Raw genomic sequence first — 13,477 nt, forward strand, 5'->3', positions numbered from 1 at the left:
CAAACTCCAAACGCGAGTCCCTTACTTCGCCGGGGTCTCCCGATATTTGACCGTAAGCCCCTTCAGAAAATTCCGCAGCATCTGATCGCCGCACGGCTTGTAGTTCTCCTGCCCTTTGGCGCGAAAAACGGCCGATAGCTCCGATTTCGAAACGGGGAAATGCGCCAGCTTGAACAGCATCAGCATCTCATCTTCCTTAAGGGCTAAAGCAATTCGGATCTTTTTCAGGATGTCGTTGTTGGTCAACAGGACCTCATCCTTCCGTGTTTCCGGTTCTCCCTCTCTCTTCCCCCTCTTAAGGGCTATGAAGCCGTCCAGGAATGCTTCCAGAACCTCGTCGCTGCACTCTTTGTATCCCTCTTCGTCCTCTTTCTTGACCAGCGAGGTGATATCGGCCTGCCCCATCTTCATGCCGGACAGTCTGAAAGTCTCCACCACTGCCTGTGTATTCATATTCATGGCATAGCGCAATCTGCGGAATACGTCATTGTTGGTCATCTAATAGCTCCCTGAAGGCATAGGCTAGCGCCTGATACTACATAGCATTTAATGCTGAAGCGGGCAAGCTTTTGATATGACAGAGTGACACGTTGGCAGGGAGTTAGAGTGCCGCTGCCGCCCTCTGGTAACAAGCAAGGCGGCAGCGGCGAAGTGAGGAGGGTTATGCTAGATAGTGAAGCGGCGTTTTTTGATCATGCAGCGGCGCAACAGGATGCATTGGCGGCATCGTCCGCCGTGGTGAGGCCCAGGATGGTGTCGATCTCGGCGGCGTCCAGCGTCTCCTTGACGACCAGTTCCTGGGTAAGCCGTTCAAGGGCGTCGAGATTCTCCTCCAGGAGCGTCCGCACGTCGGCATAGCAGGTGGTGACGATGGACCTGATCTCGTTGTCCATCTCCAGTGCGGTGCTGTCGCTGAACCCTTTCTTGCCGCCGCCGTCGGTGTTCTCCTGATGGCCGAAAGCGACCGGACCGAAGGCCCTGGACATACCCCACTCGCTCACCATCTTCCTTGCGGTGTCGGTGGCGCGCGCCAGGTCGTTGCCGGCGCCGGTAGTCGTGGTGTGGAAGATGATCTCCTCGGCGGCCCGACCGCCCATGAGCACCTTGAGGTGGGCCAACAGCATCTCTTTTGTGTAGCAGTAGATGTCTTCCTCGGGGATCTGGAGCGTGACCCCCATGGCCCTGCCGCGCGGGATGATGGAGACCTTGTGCACCGGGTCGCATCCCGGCACCAGCTTTGCCACCAGCACGTGCCCCGCCTCGTGGTAGGCGGTCGAAAGCTTGGACTTGTCGGAGAGCACCATCGACTTCTTCTCGGCCCCCATCAGCACCTTGTCCTTGGCGTTGTCGAAATCGAGCATCTCGACGAAGTCCTTGTTGGACCTCGCCGCCAGGATAGCGGCCTCGTTGACCACGTTGGCAAGATCGGCGCCGGACATGCCAGGCGTCCCGCGGGCGATCACCATCAGGTCGACCTCGGGGCTCAGGGGTACGTTCTTCGAGTGAACCTTCAGTATCGCTTCGCGTCCCCGGATATCGGGCGCGCCCACGGTCACCTCGCGGTCGAAGCGGCCGGAGCGAAGCAGCGCAGCATCGAGGATCTCGGGACGGTTGGTCGCAGCAAGAACCACGATGCCGGAGTTGACGGCGAAGCCGTCCATCTCAACCAGGAGCTGGTTCAAGGTCTGGTCGCGCTCGTCACTGGCGCCCCCCCCCACCGCGGCATCACGCTTGCGGCCGACCGCGTCGATCTCGTCGATGAAGACGATGCAAGGGGCGGCCTTTTTTGCCTGCGCGAAGAGGTCCCTCACCCTGGAAGCGCCGACGCCGACGTACATCTCGACGAACTCGGAGCCTGATATGGAGAAGAAGGGAACGTCTGCCTCGCCCGCTACAGCCCTGGCGAGGAGCGTCTTGCCGGTGCCCGGAGGGCCCACCAAAAGCACGCCAGTCGGCATCTTGCCGCCAAGGGCGCTGAATTTCGCCGGGTCTTTCAGGAACTCGACCGTATCGAGCAGTTCGGCCTTTGCCTCCTCGGCGCCCGCGACGTCGTTAAACCGGGTGAGAGACTCGGAACAGTCGATGATTCTCGCCTTGCTCCGCCCCACCCCGCCGTATCTCTTGAGCACCATGACTAGAAATAACGCGACCAGAAGTATGATGCTGATCTCGAACCACTTGGGCTCGGACGCGGCGGGATTCGAGGAGAAGTCAATCTTCTTGGCTACCAGGGTGTCGGCCAGTTCGGCTCCTGCAGGAAGGAATAACTGGAATTTTTCGCCCGATTTTCCTACAGCGTTGATCTGGTCACCGGCGATCTTCACCTTTGCTATGCCGCCGGCATTGACCTTCTCCATGAAAGCGGTGTAGCTGATCTGTTTGCCCTGGTCCGAATGAGCGTCCTTCCAGGCGTAGATACCGTAGCAGCTTCCCGCCACAATGCCCAAAGCGGCAACTATTATCAGTAACTTCTTCTTGCTCGTGCTCGTCATAATGCTCCTATTACTACTGAAGTAGTAGAAAGGTTGCGGTGATGAGGTTTGTTCTTGATGTTTATAGAGATGTTGTTCAGGTTTTCAAAGACGATCATCAGCAACATGATCGGCGGCTAATACAATGCGGAAACTGCGAAATTCGTATTCGTCAAAAAGTGGACATCTAGTTTTACTCCATCGGAAACTTTTTTGTATAGGAAAATTTTTCTAACATTCAGGTAGTTACGGCGCGTGAAAATATTCAGTTACGACCCCCCCCTCTGCCCCCCCTTCGCAAAGGCTCTTCAGGGATTCCGAGGGACTTCGGGAGAGAGGATGCACGGCAGAAGGGACAGGCTCCTTAGGTGCCTGTCCCTCTAGCAGAACGCTCCTTTCAGCTTAGTCACCAAGGGGACAGGCATCTGGCGGAGCCAGTCCCCTCAGCTCTATAGGTGTGAAACCAACACGCATCGCCAATAGAGTCTAAAAAAAAAGGGCACCCCGTGATGGGATGCCCCTTTTTGATATTCTGATTGAAGAGCCGCCTGCTATTTCCTCAGCAGTTTCACGATGGCGGAGAAATCCTCTTCTCCCCTGCCGTCGGCCACCGCCTGGGCGAAAATGCCGGAGACGGTCTTGGCGGCAGGAAGCTCCAGGCCAAGTTTCTCGGCCGTCTCGAGCACCCTCAGCATCTGGAGGTGAACGTACTTGAGCGCCAGGTTACGGCTGAAATCGCCGCGGGCGATGGAGCGCCCCTTGGAGTGGAACAGCGGAGAGGCGACACCGCCGGAGTCCAGCACCTCGAGGATCTTGTCCGGTTTGAATCCCATCTTCTCGCCGAACACGAGACCTTCGGAAAGGGACTGCATCATCTCGGCCTGCAGCAGGTTGACGATCAGCTTCATCCTGGTGGCGTCGCCGACTTTGCCGATGTGGATGATGTTGAGACCGAAATAGGAGAACGGCTCGCGGCAGCGGCCCAGAAGCGCCTCGTCCCCGCCGGCGAGAATGGTCAGCAGACCGTTGGCCGCGTGCTCCTTGCTTCCCCATACCGGAGCCTCAAGGAACATGACGCGGTGCTTCACGGCCTCCTGGGCCATGCGCTGGATGGTCTCGATGCAGTGCGTTCCCATGTCGACGAGGATAGTACCGGGGTCTATACCTTCAAAAACGCCATCTTGGCCGAAGACTAGGAAGTCGCTATCAGGCACGATGACGATGACGAGGTCCTGCCCTTTTGCGGTCGCCATGGGCGACTCGCCGACCTTGACGCCCAAGGTCGCCAGTTCCGCAACCGCCTTGGCATCCTGATCAAACACCGTTAACTGGTAGTCCGACTTGGCCAGGTTGGCGGCCATGTGGACACCCACGGTACCCAGACCTACAAAACCGATTTTCTTCAGCATAATACCCCCGAAAGTAGCTGATGCGTGTCATCAGCGGATAACATTTTCCACCGCGTCTAACTGGCGGTGAGAATGTGGCTTAAAAAACTCAAGGACTCATTATACTCAAAGAGCGCTTTAGTGCAACACTGTTTTATCTAGACTTAGTAACAGCGACCCTGTCACAGAGCGCATAGAGGGGACAGGTGGAGCAGCGCGGTGAGACAGGTGTGCACTGGTTTTGCCCGAAAGTCACTAGAAGATCGTTGATTATGATCCAGTACTCGGGCGGGAGCTTCTTTCTCAAAGCACCCTCTGTCTGCTCAGGATTGACTGTTTTTACATACCCCCACCTGTTGCAGATCCTGTGCACGTGAATGTCGACGCAGATGCCGGGCTTGCCGTATCCAAGCGTCAGCACCAGGTTCGCCGTCTTGCGCCCCACTCCCTTGAAAGTCAGCAGGGTCTCCAATTCGTCGGGCACCCTCCCCTGGTGCAGCTCACCGATTTGGAACGAGAGTTCTAAAATCTGCTGTGCCTTGACCCGGTAAAACCCGACGGGGTAGATGGCCTGCTCGATCTCGGGGACACTGAGTTCCGTCATCTTCTGCGGTGTATCGGCAAGCGCAAACAAGCGCTGGGAAGCCTCGGCTGTGGTCTGATCGCGGGTTCGCAGGGATAGAATGCAGGAGACCAGCACCTTGTAGGGGTCGCGGTCCTGCGTAGCCACGATAGTGACCGCCGGAGTCACCCACCCTTTTGTCAGCACCGCATCCTTGAGGATGGCGATGGCCTGGTGTATCTGATCGTCCTTCATGCTAGATCCTGTTGCGCACGAGACGCATCACCAGCACTCCCAGGATTGACAGAAGAAGTCCCACGCAGACAAAGAGAATGCCGATGCTTCTTCCCTCACCAAGTCCCCACAGGTCCTTGTATTTCATAAAAGCTATCAGCCCAAGTCCGGAGAAGGTTAAGATCCCCCCAAGAACGAAGGTGGAAATAGCGAAGATAGCGCCGCCCATTCCTCTTATCTGTGCCACAAACACCTCTTGTTATTGTTTAAAAAAGTAATGCCTACTTATACAAGATGCTATGTGTCAAGGCAACTGATATATGCAGAGTTAGCGGTTGCACAAAAGAGGAAACCCCCTATAATGACCCTCTGACCAAAATGGAGACACAATGACAAATCTAGTTGACCTGCATCTTCACTCTACCTACTCAGATGGGGTACGCACCCCGGCTGAACTAGTTGCCATGGCAGCCGAGCTTGGACTCAAAGCAATCGCCCTGGCCGACCACGACACAGTCGACGGCATAGACGAGGCGATGGCAGCCGGAAGCGCACAGGGAGTCGAAGTGCTCCCCGCCATAGAGTTCTCAGTCGCCTTCGGTTCCTACCGCGACGTTCACCTGCTGGGGTACCTGCTCGACCACCGCGACCCGCAGCTTCTCGCCATACTCAAGGATTTCAGGGAAAAACGTGAGACCCGCGGCGAGGCGATCATAGGCCGCATCAACGAGAAGCTCACGTTGGAGGGAAAAGCCACCATCGCCAGCGCGGAAGCGGCGGCCTTGGCGGGAGGAGCGCTGGGACGCCCGCACATAGCCCAGGTGCTCATGGCCAAGGGATATGTCCGCGACATGCAGGATGCCTTCGTCCGCTACCTGCTCCCCTGCGACGTCCCCAAGCGTTACTTCCCCGTTGACGAGGCGTTGGGGACGATAAAGAGGCTGGGAGGGGTCGCCGTGCTGGCGCATCCCACTACCATCACCAACGAGCGCGAAGCACTCTCCAAGGCCATAGAGCAGCTGATGGAGATGGGGCTCGCCGGTCTTGAGGTCTACAACAACGTCTGCAGCGAACAGGACAGCGCCTACTTGCGCAGCTTCGCCGAAAAAAGGGGGATGGTCTGGACCGGAGGGTCCGACTACCACGGCATCGAGGAAGGGATCTGCATGGGGACCGGCAAAGGTTCGATGGCAGTGCCGTACAGCTGCGTGGAAGAACTGAAGAAGCAGGGGAAAACCTGGGGCTAGGGCTGGGGGCTGGAACACCAGGGGCTAGGGCTTGGGGCTGGAAAAAACAGGGGCTAGGGCTTGGGGCTGGAAAAAACAGGGGCTGGGGCGTTGAAACGCCACCAGCCCCTTTGTAGTTTTAATATTGTCCATGGAGTCCACAGGGTCCACAGGGTCCATCAGCCCCTAGCCCCTAGTCCCTGCCTCTCCCCTGCCTTTAGTCCTTCACCGGTTTGTAGCTGACCACATCCAAGTCGCAATCCACGTCGGTCACACCGGAGACGGAACCGGCTATGCGAACGGCCTCTTCGATCTGCCCTTCTGCCTGTACGTGACCGGAAAGCGTGACGACGCCGTCTTTGGCAGTGATGCGCAGCCTGCGCTCAAGGGACGACTTGAGAATTTCTGCTTCGACGCGCTTGGCAAGGATGCAGTCGTCAAGAAGCGCCATGGACTCACCCTCGCCTGCTTTGAGACGGGGATCCTTGGAGGCTGCTATGACAGACTCGATCATGGCGCTATGGCTGGACTTGCTGGTGTTGAGGATCAGGTCGTAGGCCATCGGGTCATTCCAGTCGCGGTCGAAGTAGAAATGGATGAACCCTCCCAACTGGTGGTCGCTCTTTCTAATCAGCTCCCGGGCCAGATCGGGATCGATCCACTCCCTTTCCGCGAATTTTTCCACGCGGTCTTCAAAAGGCGCAATAAATCGGACCTTGAGCACGTTGGTGACGCCCTTGATCAGGTCCTGAGCCCCCCTTCCGTAGAGAATCACGTTTCCCTTCCTGGCGTTGTCCAGGAGGATCAGCTCCATGGTGGCGAGATGCGCTGCCTGCAACCGGTCCTCTGCGGTCCGGTATGAAGGCGGCTTCTCGTCGACCCTCTCCAGGATCTCGGGCGTCAGGCCGTATGCCGGTGCAAGCTCTTCGATCTTCAGGCGATCGACGAGCGTGTACTTGAGCTTCTTTGCCAATTCCTTGGCAATGGCGTAGGCGCCGGTACCCATCTCTCTGGAAATTGTGATGATTGCCATGCATGCCTCCTATTGCTAATGAGAAACCAGGGCATCATATCATGCGAATCACTCTGTATACAAGGGATTTTGGCGCGGAAAGATAGGAATGCGAGGCCTGGGTAAAAGATGCAGGGGGGAATGATCCCCCCCTGGTGAACTCTAGTAGTTTTCAGCGCTGCGCTCGAAGTAGGCCTTCGGGTGATGACATACAGGACAACCCTGCGGCGGCTCGACCCCCTCGTGGAGGTGACCGCAGTTGCGGCACTTCCAGACCGTAGGCTCCTCTTCCTTGAAGACGGTCCCGTCCTCTATGGAGGCAAGCAATGCCTTGTAACGCTCCTGGTGCGCCTTCTCGATGTTAGCGATGCCCTCGAACACGGCGGCGATGGCGGTGAACCCTTCTTCCTTGGCCTCCTTGGCCATCCGGGGGTACATGTCCACCCACTCGGCGTACTCCCCTGCGGCTGCGGCTTTCAGGTTGGTGATGGTATCCCCGATTCCCCCGAGCGCTTTCAGATGGAGTTTCGCGTGCTCCTTCTCGTTTTCGGCCGTCTCCAGAAAGAGCGACGCTATCTGCTCGTACCCTTCCTTCTTAGCGACCGATGCGTAATAGGTGTACTTGTTGCGCGCCTGCGACTCGCCGGCAAAAGCCTCCAGCAGGTTCTTTTCCGTTTTGCTTCCTTTAAGTTCAGTCATGCTCAGTAACTCCTTTCCTGTTGCCAGTTTTAATTCGCTCAATCGACACTTACCCGTTTGACCCCCTGAAGTTCGCTCAATTTGGCGAGCAGATCGGGAGAAGTTATCTTATTGCCTCGCTTCATCTGGAACTCGATGAACATCAACTTCCTCTCCAAGTCTCTTTCGAACTTGGCCTCCACGCGCTCTATGCCAGTTTCCCCAAGAAGCTGATACACCTGCTGAATGAAGTCAGGGCGATCATCGCCCCACACCTTGACCACGACGTAGATGTCGCGGTTGAGCCTTTTTTCCACCTGCTTGAGCAGCAGCAGGTTGATGAGGGCGATGGCGGTAACCACGATCGCCATCTGAAAGAGCCCCAAACCGCAGGCGATGCCGAGCCCGGCAGCCACCCACAGGCAGGCAGCTGTGGTGAGTCCGCGGATGGAGGCCCGCTCCCTGATGATGGCGCCGGCGCCAAGGAAACCTATGCCGGTCACGACCTGCGCCGCGATGCGACCGGGGTCGATACCAACCGGAACCACGCCGCTGAAATTCCCGTATAACTGGTACACCTCGATGGAAGTGAGGCAGAATAGGCAGGAGCCAAGCGATACCAGCAGGTGCGTCCTGAACCCCGCCGGCCGGCCGTGAACCTCGCGCTCCAGACCGATCAGGCCGCCGAGAATAGAGGCCAGCAGCAGGCGTGCGAACAGATGCAGATGCAACTCCGGTCCCAACAAGCCGTCACCCCTTCTCTACAGCAAGCGACAGGGTCAAAACGACCTGCTTGCTGCGGGAACCGCTGCGGATGGTGAGCGGAACGCTGATGACGTCGCCCCCTGCCGCGGTGGGCGCTCCTGACAGTTCGAGGGAGAGCGGTTCTTCCTCGCCAGCGCCTGCTGGGGGCTCCGTGGCGCGGGCCTGTGACGGCTGCGGCGCGGTAGTGGGGGGCTGGGGCTTGGCCGCAGAAGACGCTACCGGCTCCTCGACTACCCGCTGCAATCCCTCGCTCCCGGTGATTCCTTCGGCGCCAGAAGACTTTAGCCCGGTCAGCACCGTCTTGACCAACGACATGAGCGCCTGGAGCACGCCCTCCCCATTCTGGCTGCTGGCCCTGAAACTGGGGAGCCGGGACGGGTTCAGGCTCCGTTCCAGATCGGCCACGGCAGCCGCATCCGGGAGATCGCTTTTGTTTAACTGCAGCACGGTCGGGACCGAGACGAGGCTCTGCCCGTAACTCTGCAGAAAGGCAACGAGGTCGTCCATGGAACGCCGGTTCTGCTCCTGCTGCTGCGGCGCTGAGTCGGCCACGAAGACCACCCCGTCCACCCCCTTGAGCACCATCTTCCAGGCGGCAGGATCGACGTTGCTGCCGGAAACGGTGTAGAGGTGGAAACGGACTTTGTAGCCGTCGACATTGCCTTCCCCCGGCGGGGTGAAGTCGAAAAACAGCATCCGGGCGTCCTGGACGTTCATCACCTTCATGGCGCCGCGGAATTCCGGCTTGAGCTTATTGAAGACATGCTTCAAGCTGGTCGCCTTGCCGGCCTGCGCCGGTCCGAAAAAGACGATCTTCGCATTAATTTCACGTTTTGCCTGGTTAACCAGAGCCATCTGGATTCCCCCTAGTTTATCTGCTGTCTTTCTTGCTCATCAGCATCCTGCGCGCCTGCGAAGAGATGGCCGTGTTCACATTTTTGCTCTTGGCCAACTGAGCAAGTTCCTTTTCGGGGAGTGTCGCCACGAAACGCAGGGCGTGGGGCAGCGGCGTTTTGCTGTTCATCACCAGCGCCTTCCTGATCTGCGAGTTCTTTATCCATTCCTTGTTGGTGCAGATTACCCGCATGATCTCGTCGTTTCCCACCACCGACTTGGCAATGGAAAGGACCTCCGACTCGGTCATGCGCGGGTTCTTGATCGCCGCCGACGAGACGAGCTTGTTGTTGTCCTTGATCATGATGGAGCGCCATTCCTTATCGCCGGTCATAGCGATCTTGATCTTGTCGCTGACCCCCATGCCTTGGGCCATCTGGTACTTGGACTGGTACTCCTCCTCATCGATCGGCTCGTCCTCGTCCGGTTGCACCGCACCCTCTTCCTCGTCGGCTACGTCGTCATCCTCACTGCGGATCTGCCGGGGGGGAACGATCTCCTCCTGCGGGGAGACCGGCGGCGCGCCGGACGGGGCAGGTGCTGCCGAAGCACCTTCTTGCAGGCCGAGCGCGGCTGCGGCGGTGCTGGAAAGACTAGGATGCTTGGCAAAGAGGGGAGCCAGGTCAGGGTTCTTGCCGTGCAGTTGCACCAGGGCGTCCAGGATGCGCGGATGCAACTCGGGATCGGCCAACACCTGCTTCAGCAAGCCGGCACCCAGGGCACGCAGCGTCGTCACGGCGCTCCGCTTAACCTCCGGGTCCTGGTCATGACAAAGGTAATAGATGAGCAGCACGAAATCGGCAGGCGGAAGCGTCACCTTGCCCGAAGCAGCCTCTAGCCTCTGCTGCCGGGGTTTATCCGCACCGACGTACGGGGCTGCCGCCGCCGAGATCCTGAAGGTAACCTTGCCCGACACGCAGCTCTATTTCCCGACCTTGACCACTGTGGCGGAGAGCCCGGCGCTTTTCAGGTTGGCAGCCGCCTTCTTGGCGCTGGCCTGATCGGCGAAGCTCCCGGCACGCAGCTTAACCACCGGGACCGGTATGGTGGCTTTTTGCAGCATGAGCTTGACCCCTTTGTCGAAGAGGCGGTCCTGCTCCACGGCGGCTTTCCCTTCGCGCAGGAAGGACCCGCCGTACACCGCGTACCGGCCGTTCTCTTTCAGCATGAAGGCGTTGGGGGCCACCTGTTTCAGGCGGTCCAGCTGCTCGATGGCCTCGTTCCTGTCGCCGAAATCGGCCAAGAACAGGCGGTGCATCGGCTCCCCTTTCTGCGCCTTGGTCTTCACCACGTGGGCGATACCGGCTTTCTTCAGCTTGGCGGTCACCGGTCCCATCTCGCTTTCGGCGAGATCGCCGTTGATGTCCAGGGCATAGGCCGCGGCCTTAGCCGCTTGTTTCGCGCTCTTTGTCGAAGCCACCTTCTCAGCCTTCTCAGCCTTCTCAGCCTTCTCAGCCTTCTCAGCCTTGGCAGCCGAGGCAGATTTTGCCTCCTTTGCAGCGGGCTTTGCTTCCTTTGCAGCGGCGACCGGCTTCGTTTCTTTAGCGGGGGCAGCCGGCTTGGCCGCAGTAGCCGGTTTCGCCTCCTTAGCCGGAGCAGCGGGTGCAGCAGGTGCGGCAGGCTTGGCAGCAGCCGCGGGCTTAGCCGGAGCAGCAGGCGTCGCCCCCGGAGCCGGAGTGTTCCCCGCTGCCGGCGTGCCGGCCGGAGCCTGGGCGGTTGCCGACTTGCCGGCCGTAGCCTTGTCGGTTGCCGGCGTGCCGGCCGTAGCCTGGGCGGAGGCTGACTTGTCGGCCGTAGTCTTGGCGGAGGCCGAAGCTTCCGGCCTGGGCGGCAGCGGTTTTTTCACTACGCCAGGCGCCGGCTGGGCTGCCGGTTCCGGTGCGGGTGCCGCGGCCTGGTCGGCACGGGGCCTGATCAAGCCGGTAAAGAAGTAAAGGTAGGCAAAAAGGGCAATGAGCAGCAAGAGAAGCAGGAGGAGCCGCTGCTGCGAACTCTTCTTCGCTTGGGTCTCGTCGTGTTCGTCCGCGTCCGGTGTGAATTGATTCTGCATCTAGCTCATCCTCCCTTTTTGCATCTGCTGTTGAATTAAGGCGGTGCCCGGTCTCGAAGCGACCGGGCACGTTATGCTAAGCGCAAACTAAGCGCTTTTATGGTTGTTGCCGTTACCCTTTTGATCCAGCGCCTCCTGGATGATCTTCTGCGCCAGGTGGCTCGGGACCTCCTCATAGTGAGAGAACTCGGAGGTGAACATGCCGCGGTCGCTGGTCATGGAACGGAGGTCGTTCGAGTAGGTGAGCACCTCGGACATGGGGACCACGCTCCTGATGATCTGCGAGTTCGCCTTGGGCTCGACACCGACTACCTTGCCGCGACGGGAGTTGAGATCGCCGATGACGTCCCCCATGTTCTCGTCGGGGACCGTAATCTTCATGTTGACGATCGGCTCCAAAAGGACCGGCTTGCACTGTTCCATCGCCTTCTTGAAGGCCATGGAACCCGCCACCTTGAAGGCCATCTCGGACGAGTCGACGGTATGGAACGAGCCGTCGTAGAGAGCCACCTTGAAGTCCACCACAGGGTTTCCGGCGAGGAAGCCTTCCTTGGCCGCCTCCTGGATCCCCTTGTCTACCGCCGGGATGTACTGGCGCGGAATGACGCCGCCGACGATCTTGTCCTCGAACAGGTACCCCTCGCCGCGCGGCAACGGGGAGAGTTCGATCCAGCAATCGCCGTACTGGCCGCGGCCGCCGGACTGCTTCTTGTATTTCCCCTGCACCTTGGCGCTGCCGCGGATGGTCTCCAGGTACGGGACCTTGGGGGTTTTCAAGAGGACGTCCGCGCCGAACTTACGCTTCATCTTCTCGACTATCACCTCGAGGTGCACCTGCCCCATCCCCGAAATGATGAACTCGCGGGTCTGAGGGTCGCGGTGCGACTCTATGGTCGGATCCTCCTCGATCATGCGCTGCAGGGCCGAGTGGATCTTGTCCTCGTCGGCCTTGGTCTTGGGCTCGATGGCGTAGGAGATGACAGGCTGGAGCGGCTGGGCCGGCTCGTAGACGATCGGCTTCGTCTCGTCGCAGAGCGTGTCCCCGGTGACCGTCTCTTTGAGCTTCGCCACCGCGACGATGTCGCCCGCCACGGCCTGCTTGATCGGGTGCTGCTTTTTACCCTCAAGCTCGTAGATCTGTCCGATCCTCTCCTGCACTTCCTTGGTGGAGTTGTACACCAGCGAATCGGAGTTGAGCACCCCGGAATAGACCCTGAAGATGGTGATCTTCCCGGTGTAGGGGTCGGAGGTGGTCTTGAACACCAGCGCGGATAACGGCTCGCTCTCCGAGGGGGCGCGCTCGATGACCTGCTCGGTCTTGGGATCGATTCCCACCGCCTTGGTGCGGTCCAAGGGGGACGGGAGGTAAGCGCAGATCCCGTCCAGAAGCTGGGCGATCCCTATGTTTGCCGTAGCCGAACCGCAGAAGACGGCGGTAAAGGTGCTTCTCAGGGTACCGACCCTGAGCCCGTCCAGGATCTCTTCCTCGGTCAGTTCCCCAGTATCCAGGAACTTCTCCGTGAGCGCGTCGTACGCCTCCGCCACCGTCTCGACCATCAGGTCCCTGAGGCGCTGCGCCTCGGCAAGGTCGTCGGCAGGGATCTCCCCCTCGCTGAACTTCCCCGACCCGTCTTTTTGATACCGGTACGCCTTCATGCGCACCAGGTCGATGACCCCCTCGAAGTTCTCCTCGGACCCAAGCGGTATCTGCACCGCCACGCCGCGCGCCCCCAGCGCCTTCTCCATATCATCGATGGCGCGGAAGAAGTTGGCCCTCTCACGGTCCATCTTGTTGACGAAGGCGATGCGCGGGATCTCGAACTCATTGGCCCATTGCCAGACCTCCTCGGTCTGGACCTTGACGCCGGAGATGGCGGAGAGGATCACGACGGCGCAGTCGAGGGTTCTCATGCAGGCGCGGGTGTCGGCGATGAAGTTGCCGTAGCCCGGGGTGTCGACCAGATGGATGGAGCACCCGTGCCACTCGCAGTGGTCCAGGGAGGAGGTGATGGAGATGCGTCGTTTGACCTCCTCGGGCTCGTAATCCATGGTGGAGGTGCCGTCGTCGACGCGGCCCAGTCGGTCGATCATGCCTGTGTCGAACAGGATGGCCTCGGCGAGCGAGGTCTTGCCCGCACCGCCGTGGGCTACAATTCCGAGGTTCCGCAGTTTTGCCGTTTCATACCTTCCCATAGTG

The 13,477-nt window shown here is 59.3% G+C and carries 13 protein-coding genes; 1 reads left to right on the plus strand and 12 read right to left on the minus strand.

All coding sequences use genetic code 11. The features are described from left to right. Positions 1-21 precede the first annotated feature (21 nt). From GBEM_RS11540 to GBEM_RS11560, 5 genes are all read right to left on the minus strand, one after another. Positions 22-498, minus strand: coding sequence for a YehS family protein (locus GBEM_RS11540; protein ID WP_012530740.1), 477 nt, complete (start codon positions 496-498; stop codon positions 22-24). Between the two features lie 194 nt (positions 499-692). Further along, entirely contained in the window at positions 693-2,492 is a 1,800-nt protein-coding gene (ftsH, locus tag GBEM_RS11545) for an ATP-dependent zinc metalloprotease FtsH (RefSeq protein ID WP_012530741.1), read from the minus strand. Between the two features lie 530 nt (positions 2,493-3,022). Then, a complete protein-coding gene (locus GBEM_RS11550) occupies positions 3,023-3,880 on the minus strand; it encodes an NAD(P)-dependent oxidoreductase (protein WP_012530742.1) in 858 nt (285 codons plus the stop codon). Positions 3,881-4,013: 133 nt separating this feature from the next. Then, positions 4,014-4,676, minus strand: a complete 663-nt coding sequence (locus GBEM_RS11555; RefSeq protein ID WP_012530743.1) for an endonuclease III domain-containing protein — start codon at positions 4,674-4,676, stop codon at positions 4,014-4,016. 1 nt (position 4,677) lies between these two features. Beyond that, on the minus strand, positions 4,678-4,902 hold the full coding sequence (locus tag GBEM_RS11560) for a hypothetical protein (RefSeq protein ID WP_012530744.1): 225 nt from the start codon (positions 4,900-4,902) through the stop codon (positions 4,678-4,680). Between the two features lie 142 nt (positions 4,903-5,044). Here GBEM_RS11560 and GBEM_RS11565 point away from each other — a divergent pair, with 142 nt between their 5' ends. Continuing rightward, positions 5,045-5,902, plus strand: a complete 858-nt coding sequence (locus GBEM_RS11565) for a PHP domain-containing protein (protein ID WP_012530745.1) — start codon at positions 5,045-5,047, stop codon at positions 5,900-5,902. A gap of 196 nt (positions 5,903-6,098) precedes the next feature. Here the strand turns inward: GBEM_RS11565 and GBEM_RS11570 are convergent, their stop codons facing one another. From GBEM_RS11570 to fusA, 7 genes are all read right to left on the minus strand, one after another. Then, positions 6,099-6,914, minus strand: a complete 816-nt coding sequence (locus tag GBEM_RS11570; RefSeq protein WP_012530746.1) for a cytidylate kinase family protein — start codon at positions 6,912-6,914, stop codon at positions 6,099-6,101. Positions 6,915-7,055: 141 nt separating this feature from the next. After that, on the minus strand, positions 7,056-7,592 hold the full coding sequence (rbr, locus tag GBEM_RS11575) for a rubrerythrin (RefSeq protein ID WP_012530747.1): 537 nt from the start codon (positions 7,590-7,592) through the stop codon (positions 7,056-7,058). Between the two features lie 38 nt (positions 7,593-7,630). Further along, positions 7,631-8,314, minus strand: coding sequence for an MgtC/SapB family protein (locus GBEM_RS11580; protein ID WP_083770312.1), 684 nt, complete (start codon positions 8,312-8,314; stop codon positions 7,631-7,633). A 7-nt stretch (positions 8,315-8,321) separates the two neighbouring features. Next, complete coding sequence (locus GBEM_RS11585) at positions 8,322-9,191, minus strand: GTP-binding protein (protein WP_012530749.1); 870 nt, start codon at positions 9,189-9,191, stop codon at positions 8,322-8,324. Positions 9,192-9,207: 16 nt separating this feature from the next. After that, the gene (locus GBEM_RS11590) at positions 9,208-10,146 is read right to left on the minus strand and encodes a hypothetical protein (RefSeq protein ID WP_012530750.1); all 939 of its coding nucleotides are present in this window, start codon (positions 10,144-10,146) and stop codon (positions 9,208-9,210) included. A 6-nt stretch (positions 10,147-10,152) separates the two neighbouring features. Beyond that, on the minus strand, positions 10,153-11,280 hold the full coding sequence (locus GBEM_RS11595; protein ID WP_012530751.1) for an SPOR domain-containing protein: 1,128 nt from the start codon (positions 11,278-11,280) through the stop codon (positions 10,153-10,155). A gap of 87 nt (positions 11,281-11,367) precedes the next feature. After that, the gene (fusA, locus tag GBEM_RS11600) at positions 11,368-13,473 is read right to left on the minus strand and encodes an elongation factor G (protein WP_012530752.1); all 2,106 of its coding nucleotides are present in this window, start codon (positions 13,471-13,473) and stop codon (positions 11,368-11,370) included. Between the last annotated feature and the right edge of the window lie 4 nt (positions 13,474-13,477).

The organism is Citrifermentans bemidjiense Bem (genome assembly GCF_000020725.1).
Taxonomy (GTDB): Bacteria; Desulfobacterota; Desulfuromonadia; order Geobacterales; family Geobacteraceae; genus Geomonas; species Geomonas bemidjiensis.

What these genes read in the sequence shown, in the direction of transcription:
- rbr (WP_012530747.1), bottom strand. Translation starts at nt 7,592, where the DNA reads ATGACTGAACTTAAAGGAAGCAAAACGGAAAAGAACCTGCTGGAGGCT.
- GBEM_RS11585 (WP_012530749.1), bottom strand. Translation starts at nt 9,191, where the DNA reads ATGGCTCTGGTTAACCAGGCAAAACGTGAAATTAATGCGAAGATCGTC.
- GBEM_RS11540 (WP_012530740.1), bottom strand. Translation starts at nt 498, where the DNA reads ATGACCAACAATGACGTATTCCGCAGATTGCGCTATGCCATGAATATG.
- GBEM_RS11570 (WP_012530746.1), bottom strand. Translation starts at nt 6,914, where the DNA reads ATGGCAATCATCACAATTTCCAGAGAGATGGGTACCGGCGCCTACGCC.
- fusA (WP_012530752.1), bottom strand. Translation starts at nt 13,473, where the DNA reads ATGGGAAGGTATGAAACGGCAAAACTGCGGAACCTCGGAATTGTAGCC.
- GBEM_RS11565 (WP_012530745.1), top strand. Translation starts at nt 5,045, where the DNA reads ATGACAAATCTAGTTGACCTGCATCTTCACTCTACCTACTCAGATGGG.
- ftsH (WP_012530741.1), bottom strand. Translation starts at nt 2,492, where the DNA reads ATGACGAGCACGAGCAAGAAGAAGTTACTGATAATAGTTGCCGCTTTG.
- GBEM_RS11595 (WP_012530751.1), bottom strand. Translation starts at nt 11,280, where the DNA reads ATGCAGAATCAATTCACACCGGACGCGGACGAACACGACGAGACCCAA.
- GBEM_RS11555 (WP_012530743.1), bottom strand. Translation starts at nt 4,676, where the DNA reads ATGAAGGACGATCAGATACACCAGGCCATCGCCATCCTCAAGGATGCG.
- GBEM_RS11550 (WP_012530742.1), bottom strand. Translation starts at nt 3,880, where the DNA reads ATGCTGAAGAAAATCGGTTTTGTAGGTCTGGGTACCGTGGGTGTCCAC.